General features: G+C 35.6%; 12 protein-coding genes. All 12 read right to left on the bottom strand.

From position 1 onward, the window contains the following. Positions 1–177: 177 nt before the first annotated feature. The 12 genes from CEF18_RS14305 to CEF18_RS14360 all read right to left on the bottom strand — a co-directional run bounded on the left by CEF18_RS14305 (position 178) and on the right by CEF18_RS14360 (position 16,038). A complete protein-coding gene (locus tag CEF18_RS14305; protein ID WP_110937091.1) occupies positions 178–1,209 on the bottom strand; it encodes a LacI family DNA-binding transcriptional regulator in 1,032 nt (343 codons plus the stop codon). 5 nt (positions 1,210–1,214) lie between these two features. Beyond that, positions 1,215–2,510, bottom strand: coding sequence for a CehA/McbA family metallohydrolase (locus tag CEF18_RS14310; RefSeq protein WP_110937092.1), 1,296 nt, complete (start codon positions 2,508–2,510; stop codon positions 1,215–1,217). Further along, positions 2,510–3,361 carry a carbohydrate ABC transporter permease gene (locus CEF18_RS14315; protein ID WP_110937093.1) on the bottom strand — a complete coding sequence of 284 codons (852 nt, stop codon included), beginning with the start codon at positions 3,359–3,361 and terminating at the stop codon, positions 2,510–2,512. The genes CEF18_RS14310 and CEF18_RS14315 overlap by 1 nt, the downstream gene beginning before the upstream one ends. Positions 3,362–3,363: 2 nt before the next feature. Further along, a complete protein-coding gene (locus tag CEF18_RS14320; protein WP_110937094.1) occupies positions 3,364–4,299 on the bottom strand; it encodes a carbohydrate ABC transporter permease in 936 nt (311 codons plus the stop codon). A gap of 69 nt (positions 4,300–4,368) precedes the next feature. Beyond that, complete coding sequence (locus CEF18_RS14325; protein WP_110937095.1) at positions 4,369–5,760, bottom strand: ABC transporter substrate-binding protein; 1,392 nt, start codon at positions 5,758–5,760, stop codon at positions 4,369–4,371. A 248-nt stretch (positions 5,761–6,008) separates the two neighbouring features. Further along, positions 6,009–6,938 (bottom strand): ROK family protein, encoded by a 930-nt coding sequence (locus tag CEF18_RS14330; RefSeq protein ID WP_110937096.1) that lies wholly within the window; start codon positions 6,936–6,938, stop codon positions 6,009–6,011. Further along, positions 6,931–8,700: a class I mannose-6-phosphate isomerase gene (locus CEF18_RS14335; protein WP_110937097.1), complete on the bottom strand. Its 1,770-nt coding sequence runs from the start codon at positions 8,698–8,700 to the stop codon at positions 6,931–6,933. The genes CEF18_RS14330 and CEF18_RS14335 overlap by 8 nt, the downstream gene beginning before the upstream one ends. Positions 8,701–8,780: 80 nt before the next feature. Further along, positions 8,781–9,542 carry a sugar phosphate isomerase/epimerase family protein gene (locus CEF18_RS14340; RefSeq protein ID WP_110937098.1) on the bottom strand — a complete coding sequence of 254 codons (762 nt, stop codon included), beginning with the start codon at positions 9,540–9,542 and terminating at the stop codon, positions 8,781–8,783. Between the two features lie 132 nt (positions 9,543–9,674). Further along, positions 9,675–11,015: a hypothetical protein gene (locus CEF18_RS14345; RefSeq protein WP_110937099.1), complete on the bottom strand. Its 1,341-nt coding sequence runs from the start codon at positions 11,013–11,015 to the stop codon at positions 9,675–9,677. Positions 11,016–11,059: 44 nt separating this feature from the next. Next, positions 11,060–12,019, bottom strand: coding sequence for an aldo/keto reductase (locus CEF18_RS14350; protein WP_110937100.1), 960 nt, complete (start codon positions 12,017–12,019; stop codon positions 11,060–11,062). A gap of 846 nt (positions 12,020–12,865) precedes the next feature. After that, positions 12,866–13,927 carry a tartrate dehydrogenase gene (locus tag CEF18_RS14355; protein WP_110937101.1) on the bottom strand — a complete coding sequence of 354 codons (1,062 nt, stop codon included), beginning with the start codon at positions 13,925–13,927 and terminating at the stop codon, positions 12,866–12,868. A 116-nt stretch (positions 13,928–14,043) separates the two neighbouring features. After that, positions 14,044–16,038 carry a TRAP transporter permease gene (locus tag CEF18_RS14360; protein WP_110937102.1) on the bottom strand — a complete coding sequence of 665 codons (1,995 nt, stop codon included), beginning with the start codon at positions 16,036–16,038 and terminating at the stop codon, positions 14,044–14,046. Between the last annotated feature and the right edge of the window lie 94 nt (positions 16,039–16,132).

The following is a 16,132-nucleotide window of genomic DNA, read 5'->3' on the forward strand; positions in this document are numbered from 1 at the left end:
TCTCCTTTCGGTGAATAATTACTGTTAGTCAGATATTCAAAGTATTGTTAGTTATAATGATATCTAATAAACTAACAAGCTTTTTGTATAGTATCACCTAGAATAACGTGCAAACTCTTCACAAATTATTCACTTATAGATCAGTTTTGAGATATTCTTAAATTCGTAGTAAATATTCTAATCTTTAGCTTTAGCACATGAGCCTCTAGGTTTAAACTTAGCTTTAACAATCTTCTTCTTAGATGGTTCAAAATCCCCAACCCCTAATTGATTAAATAACATTCGAACAGATTCCTGTCCTAACTTTGTAGCATCCATGTCAACCGTTGATAATGGAGGGGTTAGTTCATGAGAAAGGACCAAATCATCACTTAGCGCTATAATTGAAATATCTTCAGGGATTATAAGATCTAACTCTTTAAGAGCTCTTAATGCTCCTAAGGCAACCTTATCTGTATCAGTAATTATTGCTGTGAATTCACCTTTATTATCTTGAAGATACTCTAACACTTTTTCATAGCCATAAACACCCGGGTCTTCACTTAACGATTCTTTAAAATAAACTTTCGCTTGTTCAGGTGACAAACTTAAATCTTTATATGCTTGATAAAATCCTTTCTCTCTAACCTTTGAAACAGTCATTATAGATGGGGCATTTAAATAAAGTATTCGTTCATGCCCCTTTTCTAACAAAAACAAAGTGATCTCACGAACGATTTCTTCATTATTATTATCAGTATAAGAAACCTGATCTATATATTCATCAGATGGTTCGCCAATTACTACAAAAGGAATTCCGAAATGCTTCAAGTATTTTAAACGACTATCATCTGATCTTGGGTTTAGAATAACGACGCCATCGACTGCATCCCTTGATAAAAAAGGTAGATCCAATTGGTCTTGAGATAATGTATCAATTAAAATTCGATAGTTTTGTGCAGAAGCTTCCGTAATTACACCGTTAATTAAGTTCGTATGAAATGTACTCAACGATAAATTTTTTGAATGCGGAATGTTAAGGGAAATCGTCATAGTTTTTTTTGTTACTAAGCTACGAGCAATTTGATTAGGTGTATACTTTAATTCCTGCGCTGCGTCTAAAACTCTGATTCTTACCTTTTCACTTATGGGACGCTTCTGACTAAATACATTCGAGACAGTCCCTTTTGAAACATTAGCTAACTTTGCAACATCATCAATTTTAGACATTATTATCAGTCCCTGCTTCCATTTATAAATATTGGATTACTAATGGCTTGTGGCGATAACAATAAAGACCTTTTATCTTCACCCCAAACTTCTACCCGGTAAAATTGGACATCCGACTTTAATGAAAATGAAAGACTGTTATCTTCTAGTTCAAGTGTTTGCTCTACACAAAGTCCTTCAGATGAATATACTCTCAATGTACCATATATCGGATTTTGAATAGAAACATTTAAATTGACATTAGTAGAGTCTTCTGGAATCCTTACAGTATCACCCATATTTCGTCCGTTGATATGAAGGTCGATAACTGCTCCTTTAGGAGTTGATAAGATAGACACCCGTCCCTTTTCAATTGCCTTTAGAATTCCCTGCGGGCTATGGATAGATGCTTCGACCGCCGTCGTAGGTTCACCATACTTAATCCATTCATCAGGACCGTGCTTATCACTCCCACCTAGGGCAATGATTCTTTTTCCCTTTACCAGTTGTTCATGCCACCAATTTAGTGCTCGTAAGTTTCTATCGCTCCATGGGCCATTCCATATTTCCACATATTCAAAATCAAAGTTTTCCAATCCCCAATCCCACCAACAATTATCACAGTGAGGATGGTTAGCAGAAATCAATGCGTTATTAGCTTTCCCTTCAGAGATAATACGTTTCACATCTTGAATAGTTTGACACCTGAAATCATTAAATGGTCGTTTCACCCCATAGAAATTACTATGTCCTCTATTGGTTGTTAATTCTACAGCTGGAATGATGACTAAATCTTCTTGCGGCTCGAAAGCTTCGTTTTGGCTAAAAGTATTATGGTCCGTTAAGGCAATATACTCTAATCCGGCATTTTTTGCATTTGTGATGACTTCTGATAGTGAATAGGGTGAATCACTATGGTTGGAATGCATATGCAAGTCACCTTTAATCCATTGAGGGGATTCAGGCTTCATCTCCACTGTCACTTCAACACGACAAGCCCCACCTATTTTATATGCGTTTAACACGACTCCCCAAGTTCCTTTTTTTAACTTTTCCAAAGTATAACCAGGGGTAGCTCTGTCTTCTCGTACAAATAGAGACCTGCGAGCTCCTCCACTCCATCCTTTTAATCCATCAGGACCTTCCAACCCTAAATCAATGACATTTTCGCCTTCACCTAGTACTTCTAAATGCACCTTAATTTCTTGAACAGGCTCAAAAACTTCAAACGGAAGTGTTATATATTGTCCTTCTATTTCTTTAGGAATCTTCTCATTAATCATAAGTGATATCGTTTCTAGATTTTCTTTATGCTGTCTCATTAGTCTTTCATCCCCGTTCCGATACCGCCCAAACCTTTTTCAAATAGTGGTTGTAATGCAAAATACATAATTAACATTGGTACAGCCGCAGTTGTTGCACCAGCCATAATTAATGTCCATTCAATATTGTGTTCAGTTTGGAATCTAGCTAAGGCAATTTGAATGGTATACATATCAGCAGATCTTGCCACTGTCAAATGCCATAAATATTCATTCCAATTCCCTAAAAAGGTAAAAATGGCTACTAAAGCCAAGGCTGGTCTACTTAATGGAAGAATAATTCTCCAGTAAATTTGAAATTTCGAGCAACCATCAATTGCTGCTTGGTCATCCAAATCTTTCGGGATAGACATAAAGTACTGTTTTAATAAAAAGATCGCAAAACCAGTTATCGCTGTCGGAATGATGAGACCTGCATAGCTGTCCAACCACCCTGACGGACCGGTAAATGGAATATTGCGAATCAACGAAAATAAAGGAACGATCATTAAGCCAGGTGGAATCATCATCGTAGCTAACACAGCTAAAAATAAACTATTTTTCCATGGAAATTCCAACCGAGCAAAAGCAAAAGCCGCTAATGAAGCAAAAAACACGTTGATAACTGTCGCTATTGTCGCAACAATAACACTATTAAAAAATGCTCTCGGTAATACGGAATTTTGCCAGATATCCACAAAGTTTTGAAAGTGAAACTCAGTCGGGATAATTGTCGGTGGCCAAGCCATTACTTCACCTTGGGATTTTAGTGCAGTTGCCACCATCCATAAATATGGACCGACAAAAATCATTAATACGAATATAGCTAACACATATGTTATGATTAGGTTTATTTTTTTTCTCTTTTGCATCTTCAGCCACTCCTCTTAGACAGCTTTAGGTTTAACCAAGTCATTACCAACAAAAATGGGAAAATAAATAATGACATCGTTGCGCCATATCCGACATAGTTGAACTGAAATGATTGCTGCCACACATATTTCAACGCTACAAGTGTACTATTATCCGGTCCCCCATCGGTTAATACGTCGACAATAGCTACAACCTGAAACGATGCAATAATAGACATTACCATACAATATACGGATATAGGCATAATGGACGGTATCGTAATTCTCCAAAACTTATGCCACCCATTAGCACCATCAATCTCTGCAGCCTCATAATAAGATTTTGGAACTCCTTCTAATCCAGCTAGGAAGATAGGGATATTGTAAGCTGCTCCACGCCATGATCCTACAAAAATGAGAATAAACATCGCCCAAAATGGATCTAACAACCAAGCTGGCGGTTCAACTAATCCAACTTTAGGTAATAAATAATTTAATATTCCTAAGTTATGATCAAATATCCACAAAAAGATCATTGCAGAAACAACGTCTGACGTTACACTTGGCAAGAAATAAAATACTTTAAAAAATCTCTTCCCTTTAAATGCTCGGTTTAACAAGACTGCTACACATAATCCGGCGAATAGCCCGAGACTCATAGATCCTAATGTGTAAATAAGTGTGTTACCCATACTTCTCCAAAAAACTGAATCTCCCATTAATTGGGCGTAATTACCTATTCCAATAAATATTGGGTCGTCCGGTAATCGTACCCTGTGAAAACTAAGATAAACAACATAAATAATCGGTACAAATGAAAATGTGAATAATAATAACAATGCTGGAGTAAGAAACAAATATGTACCTAAATAGTCTTTTCTTCTGTTTTTCTTTTTAATTTTTTCTTCTAATAGTGATTTTCCATCCATATAAACTGCACTTTTATGTTTTGATATCATTTGTGTCACTCCTTAATGAGAGGGAAAGGGTATCTTTTTAAGGATACCCCACCCAATTAATCAACCTAATTATTCATTCGAACTTCTTGCTAAAGCCTCTTCTGCTTTCTCTTGAGCTTCAGTAAATGCTTCTTCAATATCGGCACCATCAAATACATTCCTAAATGCATCTGAATATGCTGAGTTCGCTTCTGGAAATGCTTCTAGATAGTATTGTTCCGCATGTTGTAATGTTTCAATAAATGGCTCTAATAGCGGATCTGCATATAGCTCATTTTCATACATATGTGCTTTAACTGGGTGTCTTCCCATCTCGTCAGCCATTCTGATGGCATACTTATCAGAGATAATCCATTTCATTAATTCAAAAGATGCTTCTCTGTTTTCTGAATCTTTTGGTACAAACATACTTCCTCCGCCAGCTACAGAACCTTTCCCAGATCCTGGAAGCAGGGCTGTCCCTACCTTATCAAACATTTCAGGGAATTCATTTTCAATTCGAGAAATATCGAATGGGCCAGATATAATTGCTGCAGCACGCTCATTACCAAACATCGCTACTGGATGATCTGATTGTCTTGCTTGTGCAGGTGGAAGTGGTCCAACCTTATGTTCAGTTGCAATATCAGTGTATGTTTTCACAACATCTAATACCTTTTCATCAGTAAAGTTCGTTGACCATTCCCCGTCTTCCTCTGTTAGAATTTCTGCACCTTCTGAAACCATCCAACCATGTAATCCCCAAGTACTTGCTGCTGGAACAAATCCATATCGACCTTGATCTAGATCAGCAACTTCTATAGAAACTTCAGTGAATTCCTCTAAAGTTGTTGGTGGGGAAAGATTTTTTTCTTCAAACATTTCTGTGTTATATAAGTAAAATGTAGTATTGATGTCTATTGGTACACCATACTTTGTACCTTCCCATGTTACGTTATCAACCGCACCGGGTAGAAATTCCTCTTCGGCTCCCCACTCTTCCCAAAGGTCATCAACAGGTTCAGCTAAACCTTGGTTACCCATTGAAAAAGCGTGGAAATGTGCTAAGTCAGGTGGAGCTCCACCATTTACTGCTAATCGAACTTGGTCTTGCATATCACCCCAAGTATGACCTGCAGTCTCTACATTAATATTAGGGTATACTTCCATAAATTCTGCAATTGCGTCTTGGACAGGAGCCTCATCAATGTAATCCGCAGCCATCCAAACTTCTAATGTTGTCTCCTCAAGGTCACCAATTGCTTGATTGTACTCTGGTAATCCTTCTGCTGCGAAGTCACGATCTGGCACATCTGCTGATTGCTCATTGTTTTGCTCTTCATCGTTGTTTTGCTCTTGATCATTGTTTTGATCATTGTTTTGATCATCGTTACCCGAGTTCACCTCGTTGTCAGATCCTGAACAAGCAGCAAACAATAAAACTAGCAACAAAATCATAGGTAAAAATAAAATCTTTTTCAACTAAAACCCCTCCTTGTATTTTTACTTTCAACAAACATCATTAACTGAATTGATGTTTTATTAAACCGGTTTAATAATGTATTAAAAAATGAAATATTTATGCTAGTAAACCTTAGATTTTCATAAATTAAACCGGTTTAAGAAAGCGCTACCATTAGAATATAATGTATATCTTTCAAATTGTCAATATGATAATTCTGACTTTTAAAAAAATTACTTATTTTAAACTTGATTCCACAATTACTACATTACAATAATTGTGTAGCACCAATAAAGGTACTGTATAGTGGTCTCACAGAAACCTTAACGGGTGTTTTTATTGGATCAATTTCTTTTTCTAGAGTCTCTCTAAATAATTCAAAAGATTTAGAGATTCCTCCACCAAATATAATTACATCCGGTTGAAAAGTATGAACATACTTTGACAAAATCTTTCCTAGTTTTTCACCAAAAAGATTAAATACTTCTTGAGCTTGGGATTTAATATCACTTTTTGCTAGGATTGCTAGTTCGTGAACATTACTGACATTTATTTTTTTTCCAAGAGCAAGATTTAACAATCCACGTGTGGAGAAATAATCATCAATGATACCATATTCAAAAGGTTCATTGAATATTTCTCCAGTTTTTGGTACGCCGTATTCACCTCTTACCTGTTTTCCATTATTAATAAATGCGGACCCACATCCAGTTCCTAACGTAAGACACATATACCTTGAATACATTTTTCCTTGTCCAAAAAAACCTTCTCCAAAGGCAAATAAAGTAGCATCATTACCAAATGCTATACAAATAGTTTCACCAAAATAGTTTCTAACTCGACTGTCATATTCTATTAACTTCATAAGCTCTTCTTTTATATTTACCCCATAAATTGCATCAAACTTGTTTAATTTTATAATGTAGGAAATGCCATTTTCATAATCAAACGGACCAGGAAATCCCATTACCACTCCAGACAATGTAAAGTTTGAACACCCCTCATTTTTTAATTCCTTTTTAACGATGAAAAGCTGGTCTTTAATAATAAACATCAAATTACTTATGATATTATCTTTATTCTTATTTGCTCTTGCATCATACGTTTTGATTGTTCTCTCTATAATTTTGTTATCGCGAACGACGGCCGCATGAATAGTAGTTCCACCAACATCCATCGCTATCAAACAATTAGTCATCTGTCATCTTCACATCCCAATTAGGAGAAACTCCTGCTTTAATTAATTTACACGGAACTTCTCCATTATTTTCAAGCTGAAAAGCACCAAAAACTGCAGGAAGAATATACGATTCACCATAATTTATATCTACAAACACAGATGTATCCTTTAAAGAAATGATTCTTACTTTATCGCCTTCAACAAGATTGAATAGTAAAAATTCACCATTCGTATTATCAATCCACTGGGTATCAAGATGAATTCGATTAACAAAAAATAAAAGGTCATCTCTTTTCCCAAGATCATACTCTTCATTGCTACCTTGTTTGTTAATCATTTTAGGTTTAGGTAGTAAGTTATTTTCTACCCAAGGCTTATCCTTATAGGAATCTACATTTGCAAACCCGTAATCAGTATTAATAGGTCTTGGTTTTCCATCTAAATCTTTTCGTACATAATCATAAATCTTAAATGTGAACCACCACGTAGTTGAAGATATTTCTAAGACTAAGTTGTTTTTTCCAGCACAATGAACGGTTCCCGAAGGTATATGATAGAGGTTTCCCTTTTTACTCTCCCACTCTTGTATATAGTCTGTAAAAGGGATCGCTTCCCCAGTTTTTTGAGACATTTCGACTGTTTCTTTGAATTCTTTTATGTTCACATCTTCTGTAAACCCTAAATAAACTTTCGGGTTCCCCTTGGTTTCGACTATATAGTAAGATTCTTGTTGCTCTAGTTTTTCATTAAATGCTTCACGTAGGAATGATTCTTTAGGATGAACTTGACAAGATAGATTATCTCCTTCAATCGTGTCTAGGAAGTTTAATCGAACAGGAAAGTAATCACCAAATAATCCTACAATTCTATCGCCTAGAATTGCATTATTAGCATTCGCCATTACTAACAAAAAAGGAATTTCCATAGTTTCACCCTTGTTTTCTACTAGGATGGAGTTCTCGGGTGCAATAGGTTCAAAGTTCCATGCACAGTTTGTCATATCATTAGGAAGATCAGCCATTTTCTTTAAATATTGCCCCCCCCAAACACCCGGCATAAAAAATGGTTTAACCCGCAATGGAAAATTGGAAATATCCCTAATTATAGCGAGAAAGTCGGTAATCGTTACGAGCTTAGGTTCGTTTTGATCATTCAAATCTACGTAATAATCAAATTGCGATAAGTTACGTTTACGGTAATTTTCTAAAATAGGCCACTCCACAAAGTACGAAATTTTAAATTTTTCTACAGCATCGATGTTTGTCTGAAAACCAAAGTTCATTAGAGATTCCTTATGCTTAATTTCTTGACTTTCTCTTGTAACATCCAAAAATAGAGATATATCTATATCCTTGCTATGAAGATAGCTTGCACCCGGCCCCCATACAATGCACATTTTTTTTGTATCTGATTGTTGTCCTAAAAATGTCTGGAGAGTTTCTCTTGCGTCTTCTTCAAAATACGTATCTATTTCTACTTCTGTTACATAACCAAAAGCTCGATTATCTGTTATATTTTTATCAAAAAACTCTCTAATCTCCTCTTCTGACTTTAAGAAATCATAGGTCGAGAGCAGTGTTATTTCTTCTTGGTTAAAGTGCAACAGTATTTCATTAATAAGCGGTTTAAAGTTTACTCCATGTGTTCCATCAAGTATGACAGTTTGTTTATTGGACAGTGACAGGCTATTCAATAGTGAAACTATTTCCTCATAGCCGTATTTTATAGTAGCATTTAGTTGTGTACTACGAACAGGGTTTAAAGGTCTTTTATTATACATAAATATACTCCTTTTTCATTGAACTAATTTACTATTCTTCGTTGAAAATACGATTATAAAAAGTTTGCTCATGATATTACCTATTTTAACTTCTCTTCCATTTTCTTTAAATTTTCTAAGCTAAGTGCTAAGCTATCAAACGGACTTACCTTACATTCATCTTGCTCTATTACGTACCACTCCACCCCGTGTTGTTTTCCCCATGACAAAATGGAACTAAAATCTATGGAACCTGTACCCACCTCTGCGAAAAATTCTAAACCATCTGTAGTCATATCTTTAAAATGAAGATAAGGTGTTCTTCCAGTATATTTTTTTATAAATGCTAATGGATCAACCCCAGCTTTTTTCACCCAATAAGTATCAATTTCTGGATATATAAAATTATTCCCTTTTGGTTCAAGTATAAATTCAAGAGCACTTTTACCTTCAATGGTGGTTTTAAATTCAAAATCATGATTATGATAACCAATACGAAATCCCAATGGAGATAATTTCCTAGCTACCTCTAACAGATCCACTTTCGCTTTCTTATAACCTTCCACATTTTGCATATACTCTTCCATGTAGTGACAGAAAAAGTCTTTAGAATTAAATAACAGTGATTCTTTCATTACATTATCTAAATCATCATTCATACGGTCTAGTCCAATATGCATACCTGCTGTTGCTAAACCAGTTTCCTTAAGAACCTCGGCAATTTCTTCTGCTGAATACCCAAAAAGACCATCAATTTGAACGGCTTCCCAGCCCATTTTTTTAAGCTCTCGTAAAACTCCCGGAAAGTCCTGCTTCAACTCATTTCGTAGTGTATATAATTGTGCTGCATAGTTTAATTCCATCTAACATTCCTCCAATTAATAGTATTGTATTTATTAATTCTTTAATTCTCTCAGTAACTTCTTGTGTTTAGAGTTTTTTTCGCCGTTTGTATGAATCTGAAAGATAATAAACCCTTCTATGGAAATATAGACTTAATCATCACGTTTCCATATTATTTGTTGTGGATAGAGTAAAGAAACCTCCACCTCTTTATCGCTAAATATAAACGGTCTACTTGGCATATCACCTCCCCCAAGAAAAAACGATTTGAAAATACCATTTACTCTTATGCTATAGTTACTTTCTGCGCAAATTTCTTTGATATAAGACACATAAATTTTTTCTATATCACTTATTTTTGTACCTTTTGGAAGTTTAACTGTTGTTGAAAAAGGGCCATCTGCATCATATGCCATCTCGAAATTTTGATGTGTAGCACTAAAGAGTGTTTCTTTATTCAGTAACTTCACTTTAAAATCGACTTTCCCTTGAGCGTCTTTCCCCTCAACAGTAAGTTTAGTTGATTGAATATATAAATAATGACGTGGATCACTCAGCAAAGGTGTGTTTGGATCATGAGATAATTCAAGCCTTTCTTGACGCCTGATCTCTTTAGCTGAAATCAAATATGTCCATTGGTATTTATCCATAACTGTTTCTCTGTTTAGTTGTCTAGGAAGGCAGGTTGCAGGCTTTAAAAAATAACGGTAGGTGGATGATATTTGATCTGAAAAATTGCCATTATCCGTTGCAACTTGTAAAATTGGGTGGTTACCAAGACCTCTTGCTCCCTTGAACGGAGTTGTGATATGTTCAGCTCCTTGGAAAAACTCCGTCTCATCTTCATTCAATAAACGACGTCCACGAGGATCTACCTTCACTTTATAAACCCATTCTATATCAGAGGTTCGTCCCCATTTAGACATTAATTTAGTTGCAGTTGTTCCACCATCTTCATGGCTAAAGATAATATGGTACTCTATTATCATCGCTCCATCCTCTGTATGGTCAGAATAGTAGAATAAAACTAGTGGTGTATCTGTATAACTATTTTCAAATGGAGACATTAAATGACGTCCATAAATAACCGGAGCATGCTGATAGAACACAATCTCATAGTCTGACTCCTTTACTTGACGAATCTCTATCATATGAACTATTGCTTCAATTATTAATTTTGATGATTTATTAGATTGGAATACAAATGAAAGTTCGTGTTCACCAGGCGGTAAACTACCTATCATCCTTTCGTAAGTAAATGGCTCATTTCCATAAAAAAGTATATAATCTTGGTTGTATTCCCCGTTTAAAAGTACCGTTACAACTGCTGATTCTTTATCTTTCATTCCCCAATCTCCGTCAGGAACAGAACTGGTAAAATTAATAAGTGTTTCCCCAACATCCTTTAAAGAAAATCTTACAGTTAACTGGTTTTCTCCATGAAGCGTGAAAGGAGTGTTAACGTATGAAAAAGATGTTATAAAATGCTCCATAATTCCCTCCTATTCTATTCAAAGATTCAAATTGCAGTTATGAATTACCTTGTTTCTACTAATAAATCAACCCATTTCATTTCAGTTTCTGTTAGAACTATATTTGCACCATCTGCGGACGAATGTAACTCAATCTCATTTTGTGGTCCAATAATAGCTGCAGTAGGGAACGTTTGATTTAAGACATAGGCTAATGCTATTTGAATAGGTGAAACATTTTTCTCATCAGCAAGTATCAAAGCTCTATGATAACGCTCCCAATTCTCAGGACTATAAAATACGCGAACCATCTCCTCATCGCTACGTTCTTCTTGACTAAACCTACCAGAGAAAAAACCACCCGCTTGTGATGACCACGAAAATAATGGCATATTTGTTGTTGAATGCCAATTAACACCCTCATGATCTAACGAAACACAACCTGCCCACCTCGGTTCATTACATTTCGCTAAACTTAAATTCGGACTATTAAAGGTAAAACCCACTAGTTTATTTTTCTCTGCGTATTTATTTGCTTCCTCAATACGTTCATTATTCCAGTTAGAGGTACCAATTGCATGAATTTTCCCAGCAGAAATATGCTTATTTAATATTTCAATAATTGGTCCAACTTCAACCTCTAAGTCATCACGATGAAGTGCATAAAAATCAATATAATTAGTATTCAATCGCTCTAAGCTTTCAAACAAATCCTTCTCAATGGAAGCTGGGTTTAGACGATTCCCAGGCTCCCCATCATCTGGATGTGCCCCCTTCGTCAAAATTTGAATTCTATCACGATTATTCTTTATCTTAAGCCACTTACCTAATGTTTCTTCACTCCTTTTGTACTGATGACCAGTATCAAGAAGGTTCCCTCCCTTCTCTAAGAACGCTTCGAGCATTGGAGTCAATTGCCCCTTCTCGTCAAGTTGAAAAGCCTCAGCTGTTCCCAAAATTAGTTGCGATACCCTTTTATTGATTTTTTGGTTATTAATCGTTGCCTGAACACTAATTGTTTTCATAGAAACACCCCTCATTTTTGATCAGTTAATTCCTCAATATCCTATTTGTTGTTAATAAGAATTATTCTTCCTTTGTCCAATAAAGAAAAGTCTACCTCAGTTTATTAAACCGGTTTAATAGTACATAAAAAAAATGAAAATTTAATTATTTATAATTCTCTTTTCAAAAATGACCACTTCCACTGGTGAAAATGGAATTTTCACTCTACTATGAATCAATATACAAGCGACTCTATTCGTATTTATAACATAGTCGCTTGTATATTTAAACCCTTTTTGAAAAATAGTTTTAATATTTTGATTATATATATAAGTCAATGAGTCCTCTTAATCAAACAGACTTCTTAACAACATTCAAAGGATTTCACCAACTAATCTGCTTAATGTGTCTATAATTCCTTAAGGAGCCGAGCATTGGTGAAAAACCTAAAATTGTTGTAGAACGGTTAGGTCATAGTCGTGTGGGCAAACACTAGATGCGTACTCTCATGTCAATGCGGACATTCAAGACAAGACTGCAAGTAAATACTGATGCTTTAGCAGGATAAAGTTGCACAAAATTTGCATCAAGTCCAAAATAAAAAAACGTTTAACTGATCAACAATTACAGCTGAGTGCGTTGTAAAGATCGTTTGTATTTCACTTTGACTAACACTGTTGTTTTCCTTTATCGACATTATAAATTCTCTTTGTGCCTGTGGGTGTAGGTCTTAACTTACTTACTTACTTACTTACTTACTTACTTACTTACTTTCTTTCTTCCCCCTCCGGAAACTCTTCCCGTCATCATCCCTAAACCTCAATTATCGACTGAAAATTTTCTGCACCAAACCTTCTTCTCTATTTCTACGCCTGTGTTAGAATCTTTGCATTTATATAATCAATGACCTCTTCTGTGGTAGATAATCCGCCTAAATCTTTTGTTTTTATTCCTTCACCAATTGTCTCTTTAATAGCTTTAAATAACAGTGAGCCTAACTCCTCTAGCCCAAGGTGATCCATCATCATTTTTGCAGTCCACAATTGTCCAATTGGATTAGCAATACCTTGACCAATAATATCAGGTGCAGAACCATGTACCGGCTCAAACATAGAAGGATAATTACCATTTAGATTAATATTTGCTGCAGGAGCTATCCCGATGCTTCCCATAACAGCAGCCCCTAAGTCTGTTAGAATATCACCAAATAGATTACTAGCGACAATAACATCAAAATGGTGAGGTTTTGAGACTAGAAACGCACATAATGCATCAATGTGATTGCTTTCTATATTTATGTTTGGATATTCCGTGCCGACTTCTTTAAACACTTGATCCCAAAAGGGCATACTGTGCACAATTCCATTTGATTTCGTTGCACTCGTCACTTTCCCGCTACGTTTTACAGCTAGATCAAAAGCATATCGAATCGTTCTTTCTGACGCTTTTCTTGTAAAAACAGCATTTTGAATAGCAATTTCATCATCTCCACTGTGAATACGACCACCAACTTCACTGTACTCTCCCTCACTGTTTTCTCTTACAACAACAAAATCGAAATCATTTGGTTCCGCAAGTGGTGATTTTACTCCCTTTATGTATTGCGCAGGTCGAATATTCACAACTTGCTCACATTCACGACGTATTTTTATCAACAATCCCCAAAGTGAAATATGATCTGGAACAAGTTGTGGATTCCCAACAGCCCCTAAATAGATAGCGTCAGATTGGTGCAACTTAGCCATACCATCTTTAGGCATCATTTCACCATGCTCTAAATAGTATTCACAACTCCACGGATATTTTTCATACTCAAACTTCACACCACCATGTACACTAGCCAATGTATCAAGCACGTTTAATGTTAGTGGAACAACTTCTTTTCCGATTCCATCACCCGGTATTACTGAAAGGTTTAATTTGTTCATATTATTATCCCCCTTAAAATTTATTAGATAAAAACATGTAAAAGAAAAGGATCTAGTTGCAATACGATTTTTACGTATTGGTTTTACTAGACCCTCTTTTATTACCAATAATTGATTTAGTTTATATTCTTGATAGATTGATCATTTAATTCTAAATCAGTCTCAACTTTTTTTCCTAAGAAAATTTGTATAAGAACTGCTACAACAATAATCACCAAAGCAATCAAATCTGTCACAATACCAGAGTAAATAGAACATAAAGCGGCTGCGACAAGAAGAATACGGGTTATGGATTTTGCAGGACGCCCTACAAACCAAGCTTGAACAGCTGCTGCTAGAAGATAAATACCAATAGAAGCTGTAAATACCGCAATAGTAATTTCTAGTGCACTTCCCACCATAAGGATTTCTGGGCTATATATAAACATGAAAGGCACAATAAATGCTGCTATTCCTAATCTAAACGCTTGAACACCTGTTTTCATAGGATCTGTTCCGGCAATTCCTGCAGCTGCATAAGCAGCAAGAGCAACTGGCGGTGTGATTGCTGACATTACAGCGAAGTAAAAGACGAACATATGAGCAAATAAAGGTTCAATTCCTAAATTAATTAGTCCTGGTGCTACAACAGATGCTGCCACAGCATAGGCAGCTGTTGTTGGCATTCCCATTCCGAGTAAAATTGAAATAAACATTGCAAACAATAAAGCTAATAACTCACTACTACCTGCCACAGAAAATAGCATTGAGCTAAAACGTAAGCCAATACCTGTTAATGAAATAACACCAACAATAATTCCCGCACAAGCACATACCGCAAGCAATTGAATAGTATTTTTCATCCCAAGCTCTAATGCGCCTATAATTTTTCTGATACCCATTCTAGTCTCAGCTTTGAACAAACTCACAATTAAACATGCAATAATACTATACGTTCCAGACATTATAACAGAGTATCCTTGTAGTAACATTCCTATTAAAAGAATAATAGGTAGAAATAAATAAGACTTTTTAATAATCCCTTTAAAGCTAGGAAGATCTTTTCTTGCAATTCCCTTCATACCCTTTTTGACAGCTTCAAAGTCTACCATCAAATAAACAGATAAGAAATAAAGTAATGCAGGAATTGTTGCAGCAATAACAATTTCACTATAACGAATACCTGTTATTTCAGCCATTAAAAAGGCACCCGCACCCATAATTGGGATCATAATTTGTCCGCCTGCTGATGCAGTTGCTTCAGTAGCAGCTGCAAATCTGGCGTTATAACCAACACGTTTCATTAATGGGATCGTTAAAGAACCCGTAGCAACCGCGTTACCGGCAGATGTTCCATTCATCATCCCCATTAGTCCACTAGAGATGACAGAAACCTTTGCTGGTCCTCCACGCATTCCGCCAGCAAGAGCAAATGAAAAATCGATGAAGTATCGACCAACACCTGACATTTGTAAGAACGATCCAAAAATGATAAACAGTAAAATATATTTAGAAGAAACATCTAGAGTTACTCCAAATATCCCATCTAGTCCGTAAATATATGTTGAGAAACGTTCGACGCTGTATCCACCGTGATTTAAAATACTTGGGAGATACGGCCCAGCAAATGCATAAAGGATGAAAATCCCTGCAAGAATAGGGAGCGTCCAACCACTTGTACGACGAGTTAGTTCTAAAACTAGTAAAATACCAACTATTGCTACAACAAAATCCATCGTTGTTGGCATAACACCAAAACGGAATAGTAATTGTTGTAAATTAATTACAATATAGATAAAGATACCTATACTTGCTACTATTAGAATCCAATCAATGATTGAAACTCGGTTAGAAGCTTTTTTCCAACCAGGGAAAAGCATAAAACCAAGAACAATACCAAATAGTAAATGACTACTCCTGAAAATCCAAGGGTCAATAGGATGAAAATTTAAAATGTATAAATGATATAAGGCCCCAATTACAGCTATTGTTGTAAAAGTTATTTTTAACCCACCTGTTAAACGTCTAGCTTCAGAAGAACTTTCTATTTGTTCCTCATCTTCAACTCCTTGAAGCAAATCCTTTGCGGGTTTCTCGTCTATTTCTTCTGGAATATTTTTGTCTTCACTCATTGTTCACCCTCCTTAGATAGAGTAAAAGTGACTCATAAACTACCCCTAGTAGTGTAAGAAATTTCCACACGTCAAAACATAATGTTTAATATTG

Origin of the sequence: Salipaludibacillus neizhouensis, assembly GCF_002886185.1 — a bacterium.
Taxonomy (GTDB): domain Bacteria; phylum Bacillota; class Bacilli; order Bacillales; family Salisediminibacteriaceae; genus Salipaludibacillus; species Salipaludibacillus neizhouensis.

What these genes read in the sequence shown, in the direction of transcription:
- CEF18_RS14315 (WP_110937093.1), bottom strand. Translation starts at nt 3,361, where the DNA reads ATGCAAAAGAGAAAAAAAATAAACCTAATCATAACATATGTGTTAGCT.
- CEF18_RS14345 (WP_110937099.1), bottom strand. Translation starts at nt 11,015, where the DNA reads ATGGAGCATTTTATAACATCTTTTTCATACGTTAACACTCCTTTCACG.
- CEF18_RS14335 (WP_110937097.1), bottom strand. Translation starts at nt 8,700, where the DNA reads ATGTATAATAAAAGACCTTTAAACCCTGTTCGTAGTACACAACTAAAT.
- CEF18_RS14310 (WP_110937092.1), bottom strand. Translation starts at nt 2,510, where the DNA reads ATGAGACAGCATAAAGAAAATCTAGAAACGATATCACTTATGATTAAT.
- CEF18_RS14320 (WP_110937094.1), bottom strand. Translation starts at nt 4,299, where the DNA reads ATGATATCAAAACATAAAAGTGCAGTTTATATGGATGGAAAATCACTA.
- CEF18_RS14340 (WP_110937098.1), bottom strand. Translation starts at nt 9,542, where the DNA reads ATGGAATTAAACTATGCAGCACAATTATATACACTACGAAATGAGTTG.
- CEF18_RS14360 (WP_110937102.1), bottom strand. Translation starts at nt 16,038, where the DNA reads ATGAGTGAAGACAAAAATATTCCAGAAGAAATAGACGAGAAACCCGCA.
- CEF18_RS14330 (WP_110937096.1), bottom strand. Translation starts at nt 6,938, where the DNA reads ATGACTAATTGTTTGATAGCGATGGATGTTGGTGGAACTACTATTCAT.
- CEF18_RS14355 (WP_110937101.1), bottom strand. Translation starts at nt 13,927, where the DNA reads ATGAACAAATTAAACCTTTCAGTAATACCGGGTGATGGAATCGGAAAA.
- CEF18_RS14350 (WP_110937100.1), bottom strand. Translation starts at nt 12,019, where the DNA reads ATGAAAACAATTAGTGTTCAGGCAACGATTAATAACCAAAAAATCAAT.
- CEF18_RS14305 (WP_110937091.1), bottom strand. Translation starts at nt 1,209, where the DNA reads ATGTCTAAAATTGATGATGTTGCAAAGTTAGCTAATGTTTCAAAAGGG.